At 32.8% G+C, this 25492-nt stretch carries 24 protein-coding genes and 1 tRNA gene; 11 read left to right on the top strand and 14 right to left on the bottom strand.

Annotated features, from left to right (window positions below; translation table 11 throughout):
* Window positions 1-27: 27 nt before the first annotated feature.
* The 9 genes from RT99_RS12865 to RT99_RS12825 all read left to right on the top strand — a co-directional run bounded on the left by RT99_RS12865 (window position 28) and on the right by RT99_RS12825 (window position 9180).
* Window positions 28-1119, top strand: a complete 1092-nt coding sequence (locus RT99_RS12865) for a hypothetical protein (protein ID WP_042565165.1) — start codon at window positions 28-30, stop codon at window positions 1117-1119.
* 101 nt (window positions 1120-1220) lie between these two features.
* Window positions 1221-2057 carry a hypothetical protein gene (locus RT99_RS12860; protein ID WP_042565164.1) on the top strand — a complete coding sequence of 279 codons (837 nt, stop codon included), beginning with the start codon at window positions 1221-1223 and terminating at the stop codon, window positions 2055-2057.
* 451 nt (window positions 2058-2508) lie between these two features.
* Window positions 2509-3009, top strand: a complete 501-nt coding sequence (locus tag RT99_RS12855) for an RNA polymerase sigma factor (protein WP_042565163.1) — start codon at window positions 2509-2511, stop codon at window positions 3007-3009.
* Between the two features lie 2 nt (window positions 3010-3011).
* Entirely contained in the window at window positions 3012-3977 is a 966-nt protein-coding gene (locus RT99_RS12850) for a hypothetical protein (RefSeq protein WP_042565162.1), read from the top strand.
* 79 nt (window positions 3978-4056) lie between these two features.
* Window positions 4057-6222 carry a VWA domain-containing protein gene (locus tag RT99_RS12845; RefSeq protein WP_042565161.1) on the top strand — a complete coding sequence of 722 codons (2166 nt, stop codon included), beginning with the start codon at window positions 4057-4059 and terminating at the stop codon, window positions 6220-6222.
* A 20-nt stretch (window positions 6223-6242) separates the two neighbouring features.
* Entirely contained in the window at window positions 6243-6944 is a 702-nt protein-coding gene (locus tag RT99_RS12840; RefSeq protein ID WP_042565160.1) for an SIMPL domain-containing protein, read from the top strand.
* Between the two features lie 37 nt (window positions 6945-6981).
* Window positions 6982-7569: an LURP-one-related/scramblase family protein gene (locus RT99_RS12835; protein WP_042565159.1), complete on the top strand. Its 588-nt coding sequence runs from the start codon at window positions 6982-6984 to the stop codon at window positions 7567-7569.
* Window positions 7570-7684: 115 nt separating this feature from the next.
* Window positions 7685-8401: a 3-ketoacyl-ACP reductase gene (locus RT99_RS12830; RefSeq protein WP_042565158.1), complete on the top strand. Its 717-nt coding sequence runs from the start codon at window positions 7685-7687 to the stop codon at window positions 8399-8401.
* A gap of 269 nt (window positions 8402-8670) precedes the next feature.
* Window positions 8671-9180, top strand: coding sequence for a hypothetical protein (locus tag RT99_RS12825; protein WP_042565157.1), 510 nt, complete (start codon window positions 8671-8673; stop codon window positions 9178-9180).
* Window positions 9181-9326: 146 nt separating this feature from the next.
* Here the strand turns inward: RT99_RS12825 and mtaB are convergent, their stop codons facing one another.
* The gene (mtaB, locus tag RT99_RS12820; protein WP_042565156.1) at window positions 9327-10661 is read right to left on the bottom strand and encodes a tRNA (N(6)-L-threonylcarbamoyladenosine(37)-C(2))-methylthiotransferase MtaB; all 1335 of its coding nucleotides are present in this window, start codon (window positions 10659-10661) and stop codon (window positions 9327-9329) included.
* Between the two features lie 505 nt (window positions 10662-11166).
* Here mtaB and RT99_RS12815 point away from each other — a divergent pair.
* A complete protein-coding gene (locus RT99_RS12815; protein WP_042565155.1) occupies window positions 11167-11697 on the top strand; it encodes a hypothetical protein in 531 nt (176 codons plus the stop codon).
* Window positions 11698-11805: 108 nt separating this feature from the next.
* Here RT99_RS12815 and RT99_RS12810 read toward each other — a convergent pair whose 3' ends face one another.
* From RT99_RS12810 to hisS, 13 genes are all read right to left on the bottom strand, one after another.
* Window positions 11806-12333 (bottom strand): GNAT family N-acetyltransferase, encoded by a 528-nt coding sequence (locus RT99_RS12810; protein WP_042565154.1) that lies wholly within the window; start codon window positions 12331-12333, stop codon window positions 11806-11808.
* Window positions 12317-13144 (bottom strand): Cof-type HAD-IIB family hydrolase, encoded by an 828-nt coding sequence (locus RT99_RS12805; RefSeq protein ID WP_042565153.1) that lies wholly within the window; start codon window positions 13142-13144, stop codon window positions 12317-12319. Before RT99_RS12805 ends, RT99_RS12810 begins: the two co-directional genes overlap by 17 nt.
* 73 nt (window positions 13145-13217) lie before the next feature.
* Window positions 13218-13436 carry a putative signal transducing protein gene (locus tag RT99_RS12800; protein WP_042565152.1) on the bottom strand — a complete coding sequence of 73 codons (219 nt, stop codon included), beginning with the start codon at window positions 13434-13436 and terminating at the stop codon, window positions 13218-13220.
* A 19-nt stretch (window positions 13437-13455) separates the two neighbouring features.
* Window positions 13456-14271 carry an alpha/beta hydrolase gene (locus RT99_RS12795; protein ID WP_042565151.1) on the bottom strand — a complete coding sequence of 272 codons (816 nt, stop codon included), beginning with the start codon at window positions 14269-14271 and terminating at the stop codon, window positions 13456-13458.
* A 91-nt stretch (window positions 14272-14362) separates the two neighbouring features.
* Window positions 14363-15025, bottom strand: a complete 663-nt coding sequence (locus RT99_RS12790) for a DEAD/DEAH box helicase (RefSeq protein WP_042565150.1) — start codon at window positions 15023-15025, stop codon at window positions 14363-14365.
* A gap of 184 nt (window positions 15026-15209) precedes the next feature.
* Window positions 15210-15935: a DUF4304 domain-containing protein gene (locus RT99_RS12785; protein WP_042565149.1), complete on the bottom strand. Its 726-nt coding sequence runs from the start codon at window positions 15933-15935 to the stop codon at window positions 15210-15212.
* Between the two features lie 97 nt (window positions 15936-16032).
* Window positions 16033-17196, bottom strand: coding sequence for a sigma-54 dependent transcriptional regulator (locus RT99_RS12780; RefSeq protein WP_042565148.1), 1164 nt, complete (start codon window positions 17194-17196; stop codon window positions 16033-16035).
* Window positions 17197-17300: 104 nt separating this feature from the next.
* On the bottom strand, window positions 17301-18617 hold the full coding sequence (locus RT99_RS12775) for an ABC transporter permease (RefSeq protein ID WP_042565147.1): 1317 nt from the start codon (window positions 18615-18617) through the stop codon (window positions 17301-17303).
* 78 nt (window positions 18618-18695) lie between these two features.
* Window positions 18696-19622 carry an ABC transporter ATP-binding protein gene (locus tag RT99_RS12770; protein ID WP_042565146.1) on the bottom strand — a complete coding sequence of 309 codons (927 nt, stop codon included), beginning with the start codon at window positions 19620-19622 and terminating at the stop codon, window positions 18696-18698.
* A 163-nt stretch (window positions 19623-19785) separates the two neighbouring features.
* Window positions 19786-20892, bottom strand: a complete 1107-nt coding sequence (gene dnaJ, locus RT99_RS12765; protein ID WP_042565145.1) for a molecular chaperone DnaJ — start codon at window positions 20890-20892, stop codon at window positions 19786-19788.
* An 81-nt stretch (window positions 20893-20973) separates the two neighbouring features.
* Window positions 20974-21552, bottom strand: coding sequence for a nucleotide exchange factor GrpE (locus tag RT99_RS12760; RefSeq protein ID WP_042565144.1), 579 nt, complete (start codon window positions 21550-21552; stop codon window positions 20974-20976).
* Between the two features lie 580 nt (window positions 21553-22132).
* A tRNA-Trp gene (locus RT99_RS12755) sits at window positions 22133-22203 on the bottom strand.
* 278 nt (window positions 22204-22481) lie between these two features.
* A complete protein-coding gene (hisS, locus tag RT99_RS12750) occupies window positions 22482-23909 on the bottom strand; it encodes a histidine--tRNA ligase (RefSeq protein ID WP_042565143.1) in 1428 nt (475 codons plus the stop codon).
* A 205-nt stretch (window positions 23910-24114) separates the two neighbouring features.
* Between hisS and RT99_RS12745 the strand changes: the two genes are divergently transcribed.
* Window positions 24115-25359: an ABC transporter permease gene (locus RT99_RS12745; protein WP_042565142.1), complete on the top strand. Its 1245-nt coding sequence runs from the start codon at window positions 24115-24117 to the stop codon at window positions 25357-25359.
* Window positions 25360-25492: the final 133 nt, after the last annotated feature.

Genomic DNA, 25492 nt, shown 5'->3' with positions numbered 1-25492 from the left:
TAATATTATCGAATTAAAGGTAAAATAATGAAATTATTCGAAGATAAATTTAGAGATAATTATAAACGAGCTGAGACTAATCAAAATGTTTACGAATATTATGACACAAATCAACAATATCATATTGTTAAGATTCGAGAATTACTAAATAAATGGTTTGAGAATTATCCTACCTCATATAAAACAGACTTAAAAAATAATTTTAAAAATCACTTCTATAATGCATTTTATGAATTATTTGTTCATGAGATTTACTTCTGTCAAGGTTATATTCTTGAGCCTCACCCAGAAATACAAGGAACAACACGCCGTCCTGATTTCTTAGCAACAAAAGGTCAAGAAAAAATATTTATAGAAGCTACTACTGTTTCATATTTATCCGATTTAGAAACCAAAAAAGAAAACCTCAAAGAAAAATTCATAGATGAATTAAATAAAATGCAATCACCAATCTTTTGGCTTGCCCTTAAAGATCTAAAATTTAAAACAAATAAATTTCCTAAAGTCGGTAAGCTAAAGCGTGCTTTTGAACAAAAACTAGCAGAATTAGATCCATCAGAACTAGAAAAAGGTATTCACTCTATATTTGGATATTATTCTCTAAAATATTCTGATGAAGAAGTTCATATACATGTCAACTTATATCCTAAAACTGATGCTGCTAAACTTGACCCCGATTTCAGACCGATTGGTTTACAATTTATGCCAGTAACAATTCAGTCTAGCGATAATGATGCAAACAAAATCTTAAAAAGTTTCAAAAACAAAGCTGGTCGTTATGGTAAATTACCATATCCTTTTATAATATGTTTAAACTTGAACTTCCAATTCAATCTTCAACATGATGTAGATTGGGCATTTTATGAATCTTCAATGTTCAATTCTGAAATTCCAAAATTCACAAGAGTTTCGGGAGTTTTAATTACTAATATATCAACTGGCAATATACTTAATTTACCAAGCCATCGATTTATTTTAAATAAACACTCTACATTTCCCCTTAATCCAGAAATTATTAAACTTTCTTATGAAACAGCAGAAAATCAAAAAAAAGAACTTCAAAGTATTAATACAATTTTGAATCTGGACGGTAAAGAGAAATATGGAATTATGTTTTAAGTAATTTAAAAAGATTATTTCATATTTTCGTCTAATATACCTAAGGATGCTCATTAGATTTCTGACTCTAATTATCGGCATTTATTTTCAAAACAACATTCATGGAAAAATTCACATTAGAAATATTATTTCAAATCATCGGAATCGGTTCGGCATCAGGATTATTTTTCAATAACGATTCATTGTATATCATTGGCGATAACAGCGGATTTTTATACGAATACAATATGCAGAATCAGCAATTAAGCCATCATCCCTTAATTGATAATCCGTCGCAAAATATTCCAAAAAACATAAAACCAGATTTTGAATCTGTAACGCATCATAATGACACACTTTATGTTTTTGGTTCCGGTTCAACCGAAAACAGAAACAAAATGATTGCTTTTGATTTGAAAACCAAAACCATTTTGCAAAAAAATAATTTGGTGGATTTATATGCCGTAATGCAAAATTTTGGTGCTATAAAACCAGAAGATTTCAATCTGGAAGGTGCTATTTTTGATGGCGAAAACTGGTATTTATTCAATCGGGGCAACGGAATTTCAAATAAAAACACCATTTTTACGATTCACGCTAAAAGTCTGGGTGAAGAATTTGCTTTGGTGGCAACCAATTATAAACTTCCAAAAATAAAAGGTGTTCGTTCTAGTTTTACCGATGCTATTTTGGTCGAAGATAAAATTTATTTTCTCTCAACTGCCGAAGACACAAAATCAACTTACGACGACGGTGATATTTTGGGAAGCTTCATTGGTAGAATCGATCTTAAAACCATGAAAATTGATTTTACACAAAAAATAACATCCACAAATAAATTTGAAGGCTTGACTTTCTATAAAAAATCAAATGATAAAATCGAGTTTTTATTGTGCGAGGATAATGATACGGAACTTTTAGAAACGAAGATTTTTAAGTTGGTTTTACCATTTAAGTAATACACAATTCATAACCACAACGTTAATCGTAGAGGCTCACAGCAGTGCGTCTCCCGCAAAGAATTTCCACATTCATATATTTAGAATGATATATACATTGTCGATTCAATTGCGAATGATGGATTAAAATCCATCCCTACAATATGATCCGTTCCTCCGGAACTCTTTATAAAATTCCGGAGGAATGATTTATTTTGTAGCAAGGGATTTTAATCCCTTAAAAAAAATTGGCGAATATCTTTGAGGGAGACGCACCGCTGTGCGCCTCTACAAATGCGCCTCTACAAATATGTTCAACGATAAAACCTTGAACCTTTGTATCTTTGTTAGTTTGAACCTTTAAAAAAAAACTTTTTTTTAACCTCGTCCCAACCTTTTTATCTTTTTATCTCTCTATATAAGAAAGACACCAATTGTGATAAACGAAAATCAAATATCCGGCTGCAAAAAAATGAACCGCGACGCACAGCGTCAGGTTTATGAGCATATGGCTCCAAAACTGTATCGCGTTTGCAAACGATACTTAAAGAAGGAAGAAGAAATTGAAGAAGCCATGGCTGATGCTTTCTATACCATCTTTACAAAAATAGAACAGCTAAAAGAAGATAAAGCTTTTGAGGCATGGGCAAGAAAAATAGCGGTTAACCACTGTTTGGCAACGATCAAGAAAAATACAAACTTTAATATGTATTTAGACGATGTCAAACTGCTTTCGCAACCTTTTACTGACGAGATCAATTCGCTCGAAGAAGAAGATTTGCTCAATTTATTGAATCATATTCCGGATGGCTGTAAAACTGTTTTTAACCTTTTTGTTATAGAAGGTTACGGACACAAGGAAATAGCCGGCATGCTCAACATTTCTGAAGGAACATCAAAATCACAATTGAATGCTTCTAAAACTAAGTTGAAGGAATTAGTAAACAAATTGTATTACCAAAAAGCAAAGTAGTCATGGACAATCAAGATAAAATATTCGATAAATTTAAAGAGGCAGCGCAAAATTCTGAGCTGAAAGATTTTCCGGGAATGGAAAAAGTCTGGTCGCGCGTTGAAGAGAAACTCGACAAAAAAGAAGATAAAAAAACAATCGCATTATGGAAAAAAATTGCCATTGCAGCATCACTTTTATTATTAATTTCTTTAGGATCTCAGTTTTTCCTATCAGATAAAACAAAAGAGATTCAAAATAATCAAGTTGTCGTTACTGATTCTGTTGAAACGAAAACTCAGAATGCTGTTGTAGAAAAAGATGGTGTTGCTGTTGAAAATTCTGAAATAGTTCCGAAAGAAGATGCTGTTAAAATTCTGGACAAACAAATTCAACAACAGCAAAAAGTAGCGGTAAACGAAATACAACGTTCGTTTAGCGAAGGAACCGCAGATGCAGTATCGGCAGCACCAGTTCTTAATGAGGTCGTTGTGGCAGCTCCGGTTCAATCTGCACCAAAATACGCAGAAGAAGAAGTTGCTGTCGAACAAGATAAAAATGAAAGTTTCGGTTATTCAAAAGCAGTACAAAAAGAATCTGCCCGAGTAGCTTTCGCTGAAAAGCAATCTTCTGTAAAAGCTAAAAAAAGTGCTCCGCTGGTGGTTATAAACGGAAACGCGATGGCCAATAGCGATGATGCAAAAAAAGACAAAATGATGTCTGCCGAAATGTCAAATCTTGAACCTTCAAACGTAGATTCATTAGTAATTCTGGACGAACCTTTATATATTATTGACGGAATTTATTATTCTGAAAATGATTTATACGGCCCAAATCCAACAAGTCCGTATGCGCCTTTAGATAAACAGGAAATTAAAACCATTACGATACTTCAGGATCTGGAAGCCACATCAAAATATGGTGAAAAAGGAAAAAAAGGAGTTGTTATTATTACTACCAAAACAGGAAAACCGATCAACAAAAAATAATTCTTACTTCAAAAAATCTTTGTCAGAGTTGAGACTTTGGCAAAGATAAACCCGAACATTAATTTAAAAAATCACTATCATGAAAAGTCTAAAACTTATTTCATCAGCCATTACTATGCTTATATGTTTCGTAACATTTGCACAAGAAAAAACGATTACGGGAATAGTAACCGATAATGTTAATGTACCACTTCCGGGAGTTACAGTAACCGTTAAAAAAACTACAAAAACAGCACTAACAGATTTTGATGGAAAATATTCTATTCAGGCACAAACCGGAGATGTTTTGGTTTTTAGCTATATCGGAATGAAAACCCAAAATATCTCAGTTAAAAAATCAAATGTCATCAATGTAAAAATGGCAGATGAAAGTAATCATTTAGAAGAAGTTATAGTCGTAGGTTATGGAACTGCTTCAGAATATGAAGATAATAGTTATAGATCTGAGAAAAGAAAGATGGCGACGAAATCAGTCAGCCAATCTGTTCAGAGAAGAACTTTAATTGCGCCAAGTGTACAAAATAGTTCGCAATATATTTCCGGATCGACTATTGCAATTCGTGGTACTCAATCTATTTCATCTAAAAATGAGCCAATATATATCGTTGACGGTGTTGCCATAAAAGCTGACCAAATGGCACAAATAAACCCGAACGATATTCAGGATGTAAAAGTTTTAAAAGACAAAAACTCAACTTCAATTTATGGAAATAAAGGCGCAAACGGGGTTGTTGTAATTGCTACCAAAACCGAAATGTACAAAAACCTTTCAGAAAAAGAGCTTTCTGACAAATTAAAACCATCCAATATAATTCAGCCAACTGAACCAAATAACGAAGATTATGACGCTTTTGTAGAAAATGCTTTTGAAAGCCCGAAAACAGCTCCGCTTTCTACTTTTTCAATTGATGTTGACAATGCTTCTTACACGAATGTGAGACGTTTTATTAATAACGGACAAGCTGTTCCTAAAGATGCTGTTCGTGTGGAGGAAATGGTCAACTTCTTTAAATACACTTATCCGCAACCGCAAGATCAAAATCCTTTTTCTATTAATACAGAAGTAAGCGAGTCTCCTTGGAATGCTAAAAACAGAGTTTTGAAAATTGGTTTACAGGGGAAAAACATTCCAACTAATGATTTACCTGCATCCAATCTTGTTTTTCTAATTGATGTTTCGGGTTCAATGAGTGATCCTAATAAATTGCCTTTATTGAAACAATCTTTAAAAATATTGGTAAACGAGTTGCGCAACAAAGATAAAGTTGCCATCGTAGTTTACGCAGGTGCAGCAGGTTTGGTTTTAGCTCCAACATCTGGAGATGAGAAAAAAACAATTGTTGATGCGCTCGAAAACTTAAATGCCGGAGGAAGTACTGCCGGAGGAGCCGGAATTGAACTGGCATATAAAATTGCTGCTGAAAATTTCATTAAAAATGGAAATAACAGAGTGATTCTGGCAACGGATGGTGATTTTAATGTAGGCAGTACTTCTAACTCCGACATGGAAAAACTGATTGAAGAGAAAAGAAAATCAGGCGTTTTCTTAACTTGTCTGGGTTATGGAATGGGCAATTACAAAGACAGCAAAATGGAAACGCTGGCTGATAAAGGAAATGGAAATTATGCGTATATCGACAACATTCAGGAAGCAAATCGATTTTTAGGAAAAGAATTTAAAGGTTCGATGTTTGCGATTGCAAAAGATGTAAAAATTCAAATAGAATTTAATCCAAAACAAGTTCAGGCATATCGTTTAATTGGATACGAAAACAGAAAATTACGCCCTGAAGATTTTAAAAATGATGCGATCGATGCAGGAGAATTAGGAAGCAATCATACCGTTACGGCTTTGTATGAAATTATTCCGGCCAGAGTTACAAGTGACTACCTAAACCAACAGCCTGATGCTTTAAAATATACTACAGTTCCCGAAAGCACGAATAACTATGCTGGTGAATTGGCTACGGTAAAATTCCGTTACAAAAAACCAGATGGCGATAAAAGCATCGAAATGGTAAAAGTGATCGAAAACAAATCGGTTTCTTTAGAAAAATCAAGTGATGATTTTAAATTCAGTACGGCGGTTGCGTGGTTTGGACTAAAATTGAGAGATTCAAAACTAATTACAAATAAATCATCTGAAGATATTTTAAAATTAGCCAAACAAGGAATAACAAATGATTCAGAAGGCTATAAAGCAGAATTTATCCGACTTATTGAAAGCGCAAAACAGGTTTATTAATCAATTTAATTTTTAGAAAAATGAAAAACTTACTATATACACTATTGTTATTAATTACTATAAATGCTTTTTCTCAAAACAAAAGTATAAATGATAAACCTTTTATTGAAGTTTCCGGTCAGGCCGATACATTGGTTTTACCGAATAAAATCTGGATTAATGTGTTGCTAACCGAAAAAGATTCAAAAGGAAAAAAATCTGTAGAAGATCTTGAAAAAGAAATGATCCAGAAATTACGAGAAATTGGCATCAACACAGATAAAAATTTGAGTGTGAGCGATATGTCTAGTAATTTTAAATTTTATCTTTTAAAACAAAATGACGTTTTCAAAAGTAAATCTTATTCTGTTTTAGTTGGCGATGCTAAAACGGCTTCAAAGGTTTTTCTGGGATTAGAAAAAATTGGCATCTCGAATGTTCAAATTGAGAAAGTTGAAAACGATCAGCAAAAAAATATTCGTCTTTTGATAAACGAAAAAGCCATTCTCCGTGCCAAACAAATTGCCGAAAGTTTAACGAAACCTTTAAGCCAAAAAGTTGGAAATGCCATTCAAATCAATAACTTTGAAGATATTTCGAATCAATTAATGGGCAGCGTTGCCGGAATAGCAGTTAGAACAGGAGGAAGCTATTATTCTGAAGAATCAAGTAATCAACCTAACATTGAATTTGAAAAAATAAAAATTGTAAGTAATGTGCAAGTGCGCTTTCTCTTAGAATAAATTAAAATATTTATAAATCAATTTCAAACAAAACTTAATGAACCCAATCTTAAATCAAAATCTATTTCTTGTAAAAGAACACGTTGGAATGTTCAAAGCCGCAAACAATTATGACATTTATGACACTGAAAGCAATCAGATTATCATGAATTGCCGTGAAAACAATCTTGGTTTTTTTACCAAAGTTTTCCGTTTTACCGATTATAAAAGAATGACACCTTTTAATATTGAAATTACAACCGCTTCCGGAGAAAAATTAATTTCTGTAAAACGCGGAATTGCCTGGTTTCGTTCTACCGTTGAAGTTTTGGACGAAAAAGATCGTTTGGTGGGAACTTTTAAACAGAAATTCTTTTCATTTGGAGGGAAATTTGAAATTTTAGATAAAAACGAAAAACCGGTTGCAACGCTTCAGGGAAAATGGACGGGTTGGGATTTTAAATTTTCGCACGAAAACAAACAGCTTGCTCAGGTTAGCAAAAAATGGGCAGGAATGGGAAGAGAGCTTTTTACAAGTGCGGATAATTACGTTCTTCAAATAGAAGAAACTGTAGCACCAGAAAGTCCGTTAAGACAATTAATTCTTGCAGCCGTAATGTGTATTGATATGGTTTTAAAAGAATAAAAACAGTTTGTTAAACTTAGTTTAAGAAAACTTCTAAAAGCATCATTTTAGTTATCAAAAGCTTTATTTTTGTATGACTTAAAATGATGCTTTTTGCATTTCTAATATATAAATCATGACAGACTTAAAAAATAAAAATGCACTAATTACAGGAGCAGGAAAAGGAATTGGAAAAGCAATCGCGATTGCATTAGCCAAAGAAGGCGTAAATGTAATTTTAGTATCAAGAACACAAACAGACGTTGATCAGCTTGCGATTGAAACTTCAAATTTGGGTGTAAAATCATTAGCTCTTTCTGCAGATGTTTCAGACATTAACTCTATAAACAAAGCAGTTGAAAAAGCTTTGGCAGAATTTAAAAACATTGATATTTTAATTAATAACGCCGGAATTGCTTCTTTTGGGAAGTTCTTAGAATTAGAACCGGAAGCCTGGGAAAAAATTATTCAGGTAAATTTAATGGGGACATATTACACAACCCGTGCCGTGATTCCAAACATGATCGAAAGACAAACGGGAGACATTATTAATATTTCATCAACTGCAGGATTAAACGGAAATGCGTTAACAAGTGCTTACAGTGCTTCAAAATTTGCTGTTTTAGGATTAACTGATTCTTTAATGCAGGAAATGAGAAAACACAATATTCGCGTTACTGCTTTAACACCCAGTACGGTGGCAACTGATATGGCAAAAGATTTGAATCTGACAGATGGTAATCCTGAAAAGGTTATGCAATCTGAAGATATTGCTGAATTAATTATTGCACAACTGAAATTAAACAGCAGGGTTTTTATAAAAAACAGCAGTATTTGGTCGACAAACCCATAAGGTGAATTAAATTCCAATATTTTTAAATTCCAAATTCCAATTGCTTGTGGAAATTTTAATTGAATTACGGGAATTGGAATTTGGAATTTAAAAATATTGGAATTTCATAAAAACTATCGTACCTTAATCTTTGTCAAAGTTTGAAACTTTGACAAAGATCTAAAAGCCTTAAAAACATAAATTCTAAAAAACAAATTCCAAATTCCAATTATTTGTTGAAATTGGAATCGAGCAGCGAGAATTTGAATTTGAATTTTAAAAAAATTATGATGGAGCAATATTTAAGACAATTAATAGCTATAGAATTTAGCGACAAAAAAGAGCTTTTTACAGGCTTTCTTATTGATTATTCTGATGACTGGATTTTATTAAGAAACAATCCGGCAGATTTTATTTTGGATGGATTTGTAATTTTAAAAAACAAGAATATCGAAGCTGTTCACAGAGATGAAGATCTGGAATTTACCGAAAAAGTAATTCGCCTGAAAGGTTTAAAAACAAATGCCGAAGATATTATTCCGATTAGGGATTTGGCGTCGATTGTAAATTTCATAAACAATAAATATGGCATTTTACAGATTTCCAAAAAATCAGCAAAATCAGCCTATTTAGGTAAATTAATCGAATTGAATGATGAAGAACTTACGATTGATTTTTTAGACACAAAAGGTCAGTTTGGTGGTGAATTAAGTTTTAATCCTGAAAAAATCAGAGTAATTGAATTTGACACAGATTATATTAATTCATTGAAATTAATGCTTCAGCAAGAAAAGAAATAGACTAATTTTTATAGAAAATGAGAAAGCCCTTTTTAAATAAAAAGGGCTTTTTTTGTTTTTTATCACAAACTGTAAATCTTTGTATGTGTAATCTTTGTCAAAGTTTTAAACTTTGACAAAGATCTAAACTACAATTCCGTATACTTTTAAGCTTCTGCTAATTTGTTTAAAAACTCTAATCGAACACTTCCGTCTTCGTCGATTTTTGTTAAATTGATTTCTTGCAATGTATTAATCAATTCAGGGTTCCACGGTGTTTTTACTTTTACGTAGTTTTCGGTAAAACCGTGTATATATCCCTCTTTATTTTCACTTTCGAACAAAACTGTTCTGTTTGTTCCTAACTGACTTTCGTAAAAAGCGCGACGTTTTTTTACGGATAATCCGCGCAACATTTTACTGCGTTTTGCTCTAACATTTGCAGGAACAATTCCAGGCATATTGGCAGCTTCGGTATTGTCTCTTTCAGAATAGGTAAAGACATGTAAATATGAAATATCCATTTCATTCAGGAAATGATATGTCTCTAAAAAGTGCTCGTCAGTTTCTCCGGGAAAGCCAACAATTACATCGACACCAATACAAGCATGCGGCATCACTTCGCGAATTTTATTCACGCGTTCTGTATATACTTCACGTAAGTAACGGCGTTTCATCAATTTTAAAATATCATTGCTTCCGGATTGCAGCGGAATATGAAAATGCGGTACAAAAGTTCTGCTTTTAGAAACAAATTCTATCGTTTCATTTTTCAGTAAATTAGGTTCGATGGATGAAATTCTCAAACGTTCGATTCCTTCCACTTTATCCAAAGCCTGAACTAAGTCAAGAAAAGTATGTTCGTGTTTTTTATTTCCGAATTCTCCTTTTCCGTAATCTCCAATATTTACTCCGGTCAAAACAATTTCTTTGATGTTTTGCTTCGAAATTTCTTTGGCATTTTCTAAAACATTTTCTAAAGCATCACTTCTCGAAATCCCTCTTGCTAACGGAATTGTACAATACGTACATTTATAATCGCAGCCATCCTGAACTTTCAGGAAAGCGCGCGTACGATCGCCAATAGAATAACTTCCTACATAAAAATCAGCTTCGGCAATTTCACATGAGTGAACTTCACCCATATCGTTTTTGCTTAAATCATGAATATAATCGGTAATTTTAAATTTCTCGGTAGCACCCAAAACCAAATCAACGCCATCAACAGCAGCTAATTCTTCCGGTTTTAATTGCGCATAACAACCCACGGCGGCAACAAAAGCCTTTTCATTTAGTTTCATTGCCTTTTTTACAACCTGCTTAAATTGTTTATCTGCATTTTCAGTTACAGAACAGGTATTGATTACATAAATGTCGGCTACTTCTTCAAAATCAACACGATCAAAACCTTCATCATTAAAGTTTCGGGCAATTGTAGAAGTTTCTGAGAAATTCAATTTGCATCCAAGCGTATAAAAAGCAACTTTTTTTCTATTTTCCATAGGAATACACTACGTTTTAAGTAGTAAGATATTATATTTACATCTCAATTTAGAGAGTTTGCAAATTTACATACAATATTCTTTAAAATAAAATCAATAATATACTATATATCAATATTTTGCAGTAAACATCTATTAAAACAGGACGAAAAAAACATTAAACTCTATTCGTAGAATCAAAAAATAAGTTTTATTTGTAAAGAGAAAAAAATAATTCAATAAGAATAAAATGACAAAACATCGATTAAAAGCAAATTTTGTCGGTTAAGTACATTTTTTTTACAGTTAAATTAAATTTTTCTTACATTTAGCTTTAAAAAAATCATCGTTTGAAGTTATGCTATTATTAGATAAAAATTTTAACATAAAATAATTTAATAAACCGTAGATTTAACGATAACAATTTTGAAATTTAGTCGTTATATTGTTGTTTTGTTATAAATAAAAATGGGTAAGCCGAAAACCATAAAGAGTAGGCAAAAAATTAAAAAAATCCACACTTATTATGAAAGCATTTTTACCCACAATCTGCTTGATGTTCTTAACCTTTTTCACTTCGCAAGCGCAAACGCAACAACCTGCTGCTCCCGCTACTACTAATCCATTCCCATCTATTAGTACTTTGACAAATTGGGCGAGTTTAAACTCTCAATCACAATTTGACATTGCTATTCGTGCGGTTGGTTTTAAGTTTGAAGTAAAAGAACCAGGTGAAGGATCAACTGCTTATACCTACATTCGTAAAGTAACTGTAAACGAAGTAAACTATACTGATAGAATTGTATATAGAATTGCGAATAACAATTCTGCAAGTATCATTTCTTTAGTAACGGCTTCTACAGATTTAGTAAGCTTGTATACACCGCAATTAGCCACTTTTAAAAACAACAATTGCAAAACTGAAATGTCTAAAGATAAAAACACTACTTGCAGCTGTTACGAAAGTGTAAATTTTGCTATTGATCTTTGCGACGAACGTGTAAAATTAACAATGGGTGATGGAAATAAATATTTTGTTTCTGTAGCTAAAAAATAATAAAGAATTAATTTCTCAGAGAATAAAAACAACGAGCTGTTTTCCAAATCTTTGCAAACTCATTACGAAAGTTTATAAAGATTTGGGACACATTTCTCTGATTTAATATTATTTGTTCGGATTTTTAAATTCGTACCAAACTTCTAATTCGTCTTCATACAAAAACGAATTTATGTACTGAAAACCCAGTTTTTCAAGAATCTTTCTTGAGTTTTCATTTCCTTCATCTGCATAAGCATAAAGAGAGTCTACCTTCATTTCATTAAAAGCATATGCTATAAAAGCTTTTCCTGCTTCGGTTGCGTATCCTTTTCCCCAATATTTTTCGATGAAACGATAACCAATTTCATAAAAATCTTTATGATTATTGATTTCATTTGTAATGAATTTTATTCCTGACCAGCCTAGAAACTCATTGGTTTCTTTTAGAACAACAGCCCAGCGACCAGCTCCAAAATCTGCATATTGCTGTTGGATATTTTCAATCTGACTTATACTTTCCTCAATATTCTTTACTGGTTTTTTCCCTAGAAAAATATGCACATTTGGGTTAGAATCCAATTCAAACATTCCAGCTGCGTCTGAAAGATTCAATTCTCTCAAAAGCAAACGTTCTGTCTCAATTGATTTCTTCATGAATGTAATTATTTAAGATATAACGTTGTACCACTTCAGCAACTCCGTCATTGTTATTTGAAGCCACAATTACATTGGCTCTGTCACGCAATTCTGGTGTTACATTATCAACCCAAACACCTAAACCGGCATATTCGATCATTGTTAAATCATTTCCTGCATTTCCAACAGCAATAATTTCACTTTGGTGAATATTTAGTTTTTCTGCCAAAAGTTTTAAGCTGTTTGCTTTATCAATGCCATTTTGAGCAGCTTCCAGAAAAAAAGGTTTAGACATTGCAACACTCAAATGTGGCATTGCTAATTTTAAATCTTTTTCTACTTCTTTTAAATAAGAAGGTTCTGCCAATAAAATGCATTTTACAGCAGGTTTAGTAACTGCCGCTTTAAAATCAGGTACTTTATTATGAGGCAATCCTGTAATTTCTTTTTCAATTTCAATATATTCAGAATCTGTCTCACTTACAATTTCACCATCAAGATAGGTGATGATATGTGTTTTCATCTTTACACTATAATCGTATAAATCATGAATTTGCTCCGGAGTTAAACACTGTTCAAATAATATAAGGTCATCTTTTGCCGTACTAATTACAGCGCCATTAAACGAAATAATATACGAATCGTTTAAGTCTAATTCTAATTCTTTGGCATAAGCCGTCATTGCCGATGTTGGCCGACCCGAAGCCAAGACAACATGCACACCTTTTGCCTGAGCTTCAAGAAGTACTTTTTTATTTAATTCTGATATTTTATGATCGTCTGTCAACAAGGTATCATCCATGTCGAGTACCAGCATTTTATATTGCATATTTTGTAGTTTTTCAGTTTTCAGTCGCGGTTTTCATCTTTACTGAGACTGTAAACTGCGACTGAAAACTAATTTAGATACTCATTCTAAAATCTTCAATAACCGGATTTGCTTTTGCAAAATCTGTTTCCTGAATAAAAACTTCTACCGCAACGTCTGACATTGGAAAACCTCCCATACGCGCTGATTGAATATTATCTTTTTTTACGGTTTCTACTCCCGCTTGTTCTAATCTTTCCTGTAAAGCAATTGCTAATACTTCACTTCCTGAAAACACCTTCATTAGTCCCATAACATTTATTTTTAATTTTTTATTGTAATATTATTTTTAGCTGATTTTGAAAATCTTCATTTTCATTTATTCCTATATGATCCTGGTTTTTCAGCAGAAACAAATTTTTATCTGACTTCAATAATTCATTCAATCGAACTGAATTTTTAAATGGAATCAATTGATCTTCCATTCCATGAAAAATATAAACTGGTGCTTTTATTTTTGGCAAATAATCACACGTTTCCAGACTAAACTTCTTCATGAAATTAGGAAAAAACGGAACTCTCGAACTCGATAATTCTGTAAAACTATAATAAGGCGCCTGAAGAATTAAAGCTTTGGGTTTGTTTTGAGAAGATAAAATAGTTGCCAATCCAGAACCTATTGAATAACCCGTAATAATGATTTTATCTTCAGGATATCTTTCAAGCATATTTTTATAAACAACAGAAACATCCTTATTTAATTGATCTTCATTTTCGATTTCTCCTTCACTTTTCCCAAAACTTCTGTAATCCAAAATAAAAATATCATACCCTAGTTTGGTATACACTTTTGCAATTTTTCCCCAGGTTTCTAGTGTTCCGGCATTTCCATGGAGATAAAAAATCAAACCTTTAGAGTTTTCAGCTTTGAATAACAAACCGTTCAAATTAATTCCGTCAAACGATTTAATATTTAATTCTTCAAATTTTTGTTGATAATCAAACTTAAAATCTTTTGGAAGTCTTGCACTTTGAAAAATCATTCCAACCTGATTAAAATATACATAAGAAACTACCAAAATATAAATAACAACAAAAAATAGTAAAAGCACAATTGTTAGAAATTTAAAGGTCTTGAGTATTTCCATATAGTTTACTTTCAAGTTTCTAGTTTGCAGTTCTCAGTTCCAGTCTCAGTTTATAGTATTGAAAACTGAGACTGAGAACTGAGACTATAAATTACTCCTCTTCGATAAAACCTTCTTCTTCGTCCAATTCTTCTTCACCTTCTTCATCCATGTCGAATAAAAAAGGTTCAAGCAACATTTTATCTGCTAAAATTTCTATACGTTCTGTTAGTGTTTCAGCAAAAATGATTCGCTGTGTTTTAGGAATACTATTAGAAATACGCATAATTTTAGTTTCATGACGCAATTTCAAAATAGGATCTGCATCATCCAAAATGAACATTTTCAAACGGTTTACATTATAACCCGCTGTTGTAAACATATCACTTAATTTATTTGGCGTACCAATTAAAACATCAATTCCGGTTGAAATATAATTTTTATCATAATCCATATCGCCTTTATCATGAACTCCGTATACTTCAAGATTGGTGTATTTTCCGTATTTCGCGAAAAGGTCTACCATTTCTAATACTTTGGTTTTGTCTTCCACAAAAATCAAAGCACGTGGCGATTCTTCTGTCTGCCCCGCTAATTGCTGAATCACATTCAATACAATTGTCGTTGATTTTCCGCTTCCCTCCGGAGAAAGAATAATACAATCGGCACCACTTTTTATGGTCGAAAAAGTTTCTTTTTGCAGAATATTAGCTTCTGTTAAACCATTTTCGATTAATGCGTCTTGTAACTTCTCGTTTATCTTTTTTAATTTCATCTTTTTATGCTTTAAGCTTTAGGCAATAAGCCATAAGCAAAAATTAATTTATATGTTCTAGTACTACGCCGAGTTTGAGACTAAATTAAGTCCTATTTTCGCACTTGTCAAATCTCTCAAATACAAAACTAACTTTCAATTAATGCAATTGTCCAAATCGTTGTAGTATCTGTTATAGGATGTGTTATTTTAGAATGATGTTATTTTCTTTTCCAATTTTTTTTAATCGTTCAACATATTCAGTATTAATTTTTGATTTAGATGTTTTTATTTCTTCTGTTCCATCAGGATAAATTGTTTTTGCAACATGATCCTTAGGATTCAAAGCATTGAAATATTCTTTATTTAGCAATTCTTTTGCTTTTTCAATTTCACCAACTTTTAGAAACATTTTAATTTTAGAAAGTTCAGCAGTTGTTAATGCTATTTTTTCGTCATTTAAGATTAATTGTTTTAACGAATTCAAATCAGTATTTTTTTCAATAATTGGCTTTAAATAATCCTTTAAATGTTTATCAATCTCAATTTCTAAATCTACTTTTTCTATCTTATTGTTTAATTCATACCAATAATCATTTCCTTTTACTATTTGTCCAAGTCTAAAATTAATTTGACAATCATACTCACGAATAAATTTAGGTATTTCCTTACCCCAATCCTCTATATACATTTCCGCAACAAAGAAACCAATATTGAAAGTAAATGAAACATTATCTTGATGATTCCATCTACTTTTTTGGATGTTTACAAATTGAATTATTTCGCTTGTTTTTTTATTAAATCCGTTATCTTTTTTTCTAAACCCTAATTCTTTAAAAAATGGAAAAACTAGATTTTTCAATATTTCATCGAATTCCAATTGCAAATTTCGCTCGTCTTTTGCTTCCTTTTTGAATAAAGAATTAAACATAAATTCAATTTTCTTATCGTTGTTATTAATTTTCGGTTCTCATAATATATCCGCTAATATTTAAAACACAAAGCTTAAAGCCTATTGCGCGAAGCACCTACTTGCTTGCAAACATTTTTACATCTGTTTCAGATATTTCGTTTCCTCCCAAAATAATTAGTCTTTCGACTACATTTCGAAGTTCACGAATATTTCCTGTCCAGTCGTATTCCTGCAATAATTTTATGGCTGGCTGCGAAAATACTTTAACAACATTTCCTTGTTCCGAAGCAATTTTCTCTGCAAAGTGTCTTATCAAAGCCGGAATATCATCGCGTCTTTCGTTCAATGGCGGAACTTTAATTAAAATCACTGCCAAACGATGGTATAAATCTTCACGGAAACGACCTTCGGCAATTTCTGTTTTCAAATCTTTATTGGTTGCAGCCACAACACGAACATCCACTTTAATATCTTTTTCTGCCCCGACTCTTGTAATCATACTTTCCTGCAAAGCACGTAAAACTTTGGCTTGCGCCGAAAGGCTCATATCTCCAATTTCATCTAAGAAAATAGTTCCCTTATCTGCTGCTTCAAATTTTCCAGCACGATCTTTCACTGCCGATGTAAAAGCACCTTTTACGTGACCGAATAATTCGCTTTCAATCAATTCACTCGGAATCGCAGCGCAATTTACTTCAATCAAAGGAAAATTAGCACGCTCGCTTTTTTCATGCAATTGATGCGCCACTAATTCTTTTCCAGTTCCGTTTGGTCCCGTAATTAAAACTCTGGCTTCGGTTTGCGCAACTTTATCAATCATTAATTTAATATGACTGATGGCTTCGCTCTCACCTACCATTTCGTAATTCTTACTTACTTTTTTCTTTAGAATTTTATTTTCGACTACAAGTTGTTTTTTGTCTAAAGCATTACGAACGGTATTCAATAAACGATTTAAATCCGGTGGTTTTGAGATATAATCAAAAGCTCCCAAACGCATTGTATGAATAGCCGTTTCCATATCGCCATGACCAGAAATCATCACCATCGGAATTTCGGGCTTAATCTTTTTTACTTCTTCCAAAACTTCGACACCATCCATTTTTGGCATTTTGATATCACACAAAACCAAATCGTAATCGTTGTTTTTTATTTTGTCAAGTCCCGCAGCACCATCTTCCGCCTCATCAACTTGATACGTATCATTTTCTTCTGATAAAATCTTTACCAAAACTCGTCTGATCGCTGCTTCGTCTTCTATAATTAGTATTTTACTCATTCTTTTTAAAGTTGCTAAGGTTCTGAGTTGCTAAGATTCTAAGCTTTTAAAAGATGCTAAAAAAAACTTAGCAACTCAGTATCTTAGAATCTTAGCAACTTTAATTAGTATTTAAGCCATCTATACAATTCTTTCCAGGTTGGTTTTTTGCCGTACATTAAAATACCAACGCGGTAAATTTTTGCGGCGAACCAGACAACAAAGAAAAAGGTTGCAAACAATAATGATACCGAAATTGCAATTTGCCACCACGGTACGCCAAACGGAATTCGCATTAACATAACAATCGGCGAGGTTAACGGAATCATTGAAAACACAATTGCAACAGTTCCGTGTGGATCGTTTACTACGGTAAAAAATCCGATGTAAACACTTAAAATAAGCGGCATTATAATAGGCAGCAAAAATTGCTGTGAATCGGTTTGATTGTCTACAGCTGCACCAATTGCGGCATAAAATGAACTATATAAAAAATATCCTCCAATAAAATAAACCACAAAACCAATAATGATACTGGCGATTGGTAAATTCCATAATTCACTAATATACATTTGTGCTGTCCCCGAAAACTCTTGTTGTGCAGAATGCATTAATCCTGGTGGAATTTTGGCTGTTGGACCAACATTTACTCCAAAAAATGCTGAAGCTGCAAACATTAATCCCAAACCAATTATAGCCCAGATTATAAATTGTAATAATCCGGCAAGGGAAGTTCCAACAATTTTACCAATCATTAACTGAAATGGTTTTACTGATGAAATGATGATTTCGATAATTCTATTAGTTTTTTCTTCGATCACGCTTCGCATTACCATATTTCCATAAATGATAATGAACATCATAATTAAATATCCGAAAGCACCTCCAATTCCGATTTTTATTTCGTTCAGTCCTTTTAAACTTTCTTCTCCTGAAGCTTTTGCCAAATGGATATTAACCTCAGCATGTGCTTTTTGAATGGCTAATGTATCTAATTTTGCCTCTTCGAAATTTAGCTTTGTAATTTTATCAGCAATAACATCCTGTGTGTTTTCTATAAAAGAAATACTTGGACTATTATTCGAAATAAAATCTATTTTGCTTTCTAAGTCTTTTAAGCTACTCGTTTTTGGAATAATAATTAAACCTGTAAAGTTCTCTTTGACAATACTATCTTTCAAAGATTTTGTATCAATTTCAGAAAGATCTAAATATCTGTATTCTCCGTCTTTTTTATTCTGTTTTACAAAATCATCTGCAAACAAACCTGTTTCGTCATGAATTGCGATTCGTTTGGTTTCAGCTTTCATTGAACTTAAATAACCAATAAATCCGGCAATTGCCACAAACAGTAACGGACTCAAAAAAGTCATAACAACAAAAGACTTATTGCGCACTTTTGCAATAAATTCTCTTTTTATAATCAGCGAAATGATGCTCATTTTTTTATTTTTTATTTTAGATTGTTGACTTTAGATTTTAGATTCCAGGTTTTCACTCTAAAATCTTAAATCTGAAATCTAAACTTTTTCAGTAACTGTCTGAATAAAAATATCGTTTACACTCGGGATTTTTTCTACAAAATGTGTTACTTGTCCGCGTTGTGTCAGAATATGCAATAACTCGTTTGGAGCTGCATTTCCTATCTGAATATTTAGTTTTAAATCGTCATTTAGAGATTTAAAACTGGCAGGCGAAACAGTAAACTTTTGTGTAATGTCGTACATCAAACCTTCGACATTATTAGTCAGTATTCCAACTTCAAAACTATTGGTTTTAAACTCGCGTTTTACATCGCTGACTTTTCCTTCGATTAATTTATTCGATTTATGAATTAAGGCAATATGATCACAAAGTTCCTCAACACTTTCCATTCTGTGCGTAGAAAAGATAATTGTGGCACCTTGTTCTTTTAATGCCAAAATTTCATCTTTAATAACATTAGCATTTACGGGATCAAAACCGGAAAATGGCTCATCAAAAATCAGCAATTTAGGTTTATGCAATACACAAACTACAAACTGAATTTTTTGCGCCATTCCTTTAGAAAGTTCCTGAATTTTTTTGTTCCACCAACCCTGGATTCCCAAACGATCAAACCAAAAATCCAGTTGCTTTTTAGCTTCGGCTTTAGAAAGCCCTTTCATTTGTGCCAAATACAAACATTGCTCTCCCACTTTCATAGAAGTGTACAAACCTCTTTCTTCCGGAAGATAACCGATATTCTGTACATGTTTTGGCTGCAATTTTTCTCCATCCAAAATAATCTGACCGCTGTCTGGCAGTGTGATTTGATTGATGATTCGAATAAGGGAAGTTTTTCCAGCTCCATTTGGACCTAACAATCCGTAAATGCTGCCTTTGGGCACATTTAATGAAACTTCGTTAAGCGCTACATAATCGCCATATTGTTTTACGACTTTATGTACTTCGAGTAAGTTGCTCATGCTGTTTTTAGAATTTTCTACGTCAGTTTGACCATTGTGGCCTAGCGAGTGTAAAAGTAAATAATTAGTACCGATTCTAAGTAATAATACATAAAAAACCCATTCTAAATTTACTTCAGAATGGGTTTTAAAATTTATTTTCTCTTTTTAGAAAAAGTTTCTGTTATGAAAACATATCTTTTACTTTTTCAAAAAATGATTTTTCTGATTTTTCAGGACTTGGAACAAAATGTTCGTCGTTAAGAGCATTTTCGAAAAATTGTTTTTGCTCTTTATTCAATGTTTTAGGTGTCCATACATTTACGTGAACCAGTAAATCCCCGCTTCCGTAACCGTTAATACTTGGAATACCTTTTCCTTTTAATCTTAATATTTTTCCTGATTGAATTCCTTCTTCCAGTTTAATACGAACTTTTCCATTTATTGCTTCAATATCTTTAGAAACTCCTAAAACTGCTTCAGGGAAACTGATATATAAATCAAAATGAATATTTTCGCCTTCACGTTTCAAAAATTCGTGTTCCAACTCTTCAATTGCAACAATTAAATCACCAGGAACACTGTTTCCGGGAGCATCGTTTCCTTTGTTAGAAACTTTAAGCTGCATTCCGTCAACAACTCCTGCAGGAATTTTGATTGAAACTGTTTCATCTTCCAAAACCATTCCCTGAGCATCTGCTTCAGAAGGTCTTTTATCTAGAATTTGTCCAGAACCACCACAAGTAGGGCAAGTTGATGCAGATTGCATTCTACCCAAAATTGTGTTTGTCACACGCATTACCTGTCCCTGACCATTACAAGTCGAACACGTTTTGTATGTAACTCCTTTTGCCTGAACTTTACGTTTTACTTTTACTTTTTTCTCAACACCATTTGCAATTTCTTCTAAAGTCAGTTTAACTTTAATTCGAAGATTGCTTCCTTTAGCGCGACGAGGACCGCCTCCGCCGAAACCGCCAAATCCTCCACCAAAAATATCACCAAACTGGCTGAAAATGTCATCCATATTCATACCACCGTGACCACCACCGCCAAATCCGCCAGAACCATCAAAAGCCTGATGTCCGTATTGGTCGTATTTTGCTTTTTTGTTAGGATCACTTAAAACTTCATAAGCTTCTGCCGCAAGTTTAAAGTTTTCTTCTGCCTCTTTGTCGCCTGGATTTTTGTCCGGGTGATATTTTAAAGCACTTTTTCGGTAAGCTTTTTTTATTTCGGTAGCGTCAGCATTTTTTGAAATGCCTAGTATTTCGTAAAAATCTTTTTTCATAATTTAGGTTAAATTCCAAATCTAAAAATTCCAAATTCCAATTCTTAAAAAATTGACTTTCAGAATATTTAATTTGTTTTTTTAGTTTCCGATAACCACTTTAGGGAAACGAATAATTTTGTCTCCTAATTTGTAGCCTTTTTCAATAACATCAACAATTTTTCCTTTTAATTTGTCAGACGGAGCTGGAATTTGGGTAATTGCCTCAGCAAAATCAGCATTAAAAGCATCACCTGCTCTTACTTCAACTTGCTCTAAACCTTTAGAAACCAAAGTGCTTTTCAATTTTTCGTGAATTAACTCAACACCTTTTTTCAAATTTTCATCGTCAGATTTGTTGATCTCAACAGTTGCTCTGTCAAAATCATCCAAAACAGGAAGCATTGCTAACAAAACTTCTTGGTTTGCTGTTTTAAACAAATCCATACGCTCTTTTGAAGTTCTTTTTTTGTAATTTTCAAATTCGGCAAATAATCTCAAAAACTTATCTTTTTCTTTTGCCAAGTCTTGAGCCAATTGCTCTTCAACACTTAATTCTTCAACAATTAACTGCTCACCGTTGGCATTGTTTTCTAACGTTACATCATCTAATTCCTGATCGAATTCTGTATTTTCCGTAGTCATATTACTTGTATTTTTAAAAATATTCTTAAACTTCATTTTCAATTTCTTTCTTTTGGATTGCAAAAGTACTGCCAAATCTTATAAAATGTCAAATTGTCACGCTATTAAAATTTGGCTGTTTATATAAATAATTTTCTTACTTTAAAATTTAGTATAATTTTAAGACTATTACGTTTTAGTTTGTGGTATATTTGAAGACAAAATTATAATCTAAATTATTACCTATCAAAATTGAATTTAAGGGTTGGCCTCGGCCTCAAAATAATTATTAATTCAAATTTACCTTATATTAAAAAAAGCTTCGCCTTATGAGACGAAGCTTTTTTTTGTTGAACGAAAAAAATTTACCGCAGAGAACGCAAAGTTTTTTTACTCTTAGCTTTATGAAAAATACAAAGTTCGCAAAGCTTTGTGCACTTAGATTGTGTAAACACAACTTTAAATCTTAGTGAACTCTGCGAAAAACCTTTGCGTTCTCTGCGGTAAATTTTTTCATTCTTAACTTAAATAGAAAAAGTTCGCAAAGCTTTGTATTATTTAGCTTTGCGTCCCGAAGCTTCGGGATATGATCTTTAAAATTATTCTTAGATATAAATCTTTGCGGTAAAAAATATTGCACGGGCGGAGGGATTCGAACCCCCATCAACGGTTTTGGAGACCGCTATTCTACCCTTGAACTACGCCCGTAACTTAAGGTCGGCAAATTAAAAGTTTTTTTTCTTCCCCGGCAACTATTTCAGGCAGAGATTTAAAAAGAAAATCCTTTAAATCCGTGCGATTCGAAGCAAAAACCTTTGCTTCAAACAGTTAACCTCTAATTTTTATTTCACGCAGATTTTAAAAAGATTTATTTATATAACAATCAAATAAATCTGCTCTAATCTGCAAAATCTGCGTGAAACAAAAATCTAATAATCCTTTTATCCCGATAGCTATCGGGAGTGACAAAACACTTTACCATTCAATTATGCTAACAAAGCATTTTTCAATCCTTCAAAATCTACAGAAACCTGTTCACCTGAAACTAAATTTTTAAGTGAATATGAATTTGAAGCAATTTCCTGATCACCAGCAATTACTGCAAACGGAATCAAGCGCTTGTCTGCATATTGAAACTGTTTCCCTACTTTTACATTATCCGGATACAATTCTACTTTTATATTTTCTTTTCTTAATTTCTGAATTGCCTGCGAAGCATATAAAGCTTCAGCATCTCCATAATTGATAAATAATGCCTTTGATGTTGCGGCAACAGTTTCAGGAAATAATTGCAACTCTTCCAGAACCAAATAAATTCTGTCTAGTCCAAAAGAAATTCCAACACCACTCATATTCTTCAAACCAAAAATTCCGGTCAAATCATCGTATCTTCCGCCGCCGCCGATAGAACCCATCGAAACGGTTTTTGGCGCTGCTACTTCAAAAATAGCTCCGGTATAATAATTTAGTCCACGCGCTAGTGTCACGTCAAGATCTAATGTCGCAGTCGCTAAACCTAAAGTAGCCACATTGTCACAAATAAATTTCAATTCTTCTACACCTTTCATTCCTTCTTCTGATGAAGCTAATAAATCTGAAAGCTGATTGATTTTATCTGCAAATGTTCCTGTAAAATTAAAAAGCGGCTGTACTTTAACCAATGCTTCTTCGGCAATTCCTTTTTCAATCATTTCTTTTTTAACGCCATCTTCACCAATTTTATCCAGCTTATCAAGAGCTACCGTAAAATCGATCAATTTATCTGAAGCGCCAATAACTTCTGCAATTCCGGATAAAATTTTTCTGTTATTGATTTTAATGGTTACGCCTTCTAAACCTAAAGAAGTAAAAACAGTGTCATATAACTGAACCAATTCAACTTCCTGCCAAAGTGATTTTGAACCTACAACATCGGCGTCACATTGATAAAATTCTCTGTAACGTCCTCTTTGTGGGCGATCTGCTCTCCAAACTGGTTGAATCTGATATCTTTTAAAAGGAAATTCAATTTCGTTTTGGTGCTGTACCACATATCTTGCAAACGGAACTGTCAAGTCATAACGCAACGCTTTCTCAGAAATTTTTCCGGTAAATTTATTTAGTTCAATTCTTTGATTCAAATCAATCGTTTCTGCAGAATTAACTTGTAAAGATGCTATTGATTCCGGTAATTCTATTTTATTTTTATTGAAGAAAAAATTACCTGAATTCAGTATTTTAAAAATCAAGCGATCTCCTTCTTCCCCATACTTTCCCATTAAGGTATCTGAATTTTCGAACGACGGAGTTTCAATTGGCTGAAAACCAAATTTCTCAAAATTACTTTTTATCGTCTGAATAATATATTGACGTTTTGACACCTCTGCAGGCGAAAAATCTCTTGTTCCTTGTGGTATGCTTGGTTTTGAAGCCATCTTTTTTATTTTAGATTTCTGATTTCTGATTTCTGATTTTAGATTTTAGATTTTATTGCAAATCTGAATTAAAATCTTTTTTGGATTATTTATTTTTAGATTTCTCTATTTCTAATGGACTGCAAATATCTTATTTTTTAAAATAAATATTGGCAGTTCGAAAACAAACTTGTAACAAAAAACGTATTTTCGTGACAAATTGGTCATGATGCTAAAATTATTTAAAGAAAATATCCGAATTGCTTTTGGTTCTATCAAAACACAATTACTGCGAACCATTCTTACCGTATTAATTATTGCTATCGGGATTACAGCTTTGGTTGGGATTTTGACCGTTGTAACAGCACTTGAAAATACTGTTTCTACCAATTTTGCTTCAATGGGAGCTAATACTTTCAACATCAATCAATACGAAAATAATGTTAAAAACCGAGGAGGAAATGAACGCGAAATTATAAATCCGATTATTTCATATCCTGAAGCGGTTGCTTTCAAAAACAAATTCAAATATCCTTTTACCGAAACATCGTTGTCTTTTACCGCAACTACAACGGCAGAGGTAAAATATTCAGATAAAAAAACAGATCCGGAAATTACCATTGTTGGTGTCGACGAGCATTTTATTTCAAATTCAGGGTTAGAAACCACTTTAGGGCGTTCTTTCAACCAATTTGACATTGACAACAATACTTATTCCTGTATTGTAGGTTCTGATTTTGAAAAAGGCTTATTAAAAGACATTAACCCAATTGACAAAGTTATTTCAATTCGCGGAGCGCGTTTTAAAGTTATTGGTGTTTTAAAAGAAAAAGGATCAACGTTTGGAAACAGTCAGGATTTACGTGTTTTGATTCCGATTCAGGTGGCGCGTTCTTTATTTACGGCACCAAACATCAATTATACAATGAGTGTCATGGTTTCTAAAAAAGAACTTTTAGACGAAGCCGTTGATAATGCGACAAGTACCATGCGAAGAGTTCGTAAACTGAGTCCGGTTCGTGATAATAATTTTGGCATTGGCCGAAGCGACGATTTAATTAATCGAATTCTCGGCATCACAAAATATCTGGGCTGGGCTTCCTGGATTATTAGCGTTATTACGATTTTAGGCTCATCAATTGCCTTAATGAATATTATGATTGTTTCGGTAACAGAGCGTACACGCGAAATTGGTGTTCGAAAAGCTTTGGGCGCAACAAAAATCACAATTTCAGTTCAGTTTTTTATCGAAACTTTATTGATTGGACAAATTGGAGGTTTGGTCGGAATTGTATTGGGAATCCTAATTGGCTTTGCTTTTGCAGCCGCAATGAGTTTTGCATTTGTGATTCCGTGGATGGCAATTTTTGCTGCTTTTGCAACCAGCTTTATGGTTGCAATAGTTTCTGGATTATATCCAGCGATAAAAGCTTCGCAATTGGATCCTATTGAAGCTTTGCGTTACGAGTAATATTATTTATTTGAAGCAGAAATAATCGTTTCATAAAACCAATTGTCCCGCTATTCGTTTCAATCTTTTTTGTTGAACCCCAACAAAAAAGGATTTCCACTGCTATCGGGGCTAGATTAGAAATTTTTAACTT

This window comes from Flavobacterium sp. MEB061 (assembly GCF_000834715.1).
In the GTDB taxonomy this organism is placed as follows: Bacteria; Bacteroidota; Bacteroidia; order Flavobacteriales; family Flavobacteriaceae; genus Flavobacterium; species Flavobacterium pectinovorum.
This window is presented reverse-complemented; position numbering and strand designations above follow the sequence as displayed.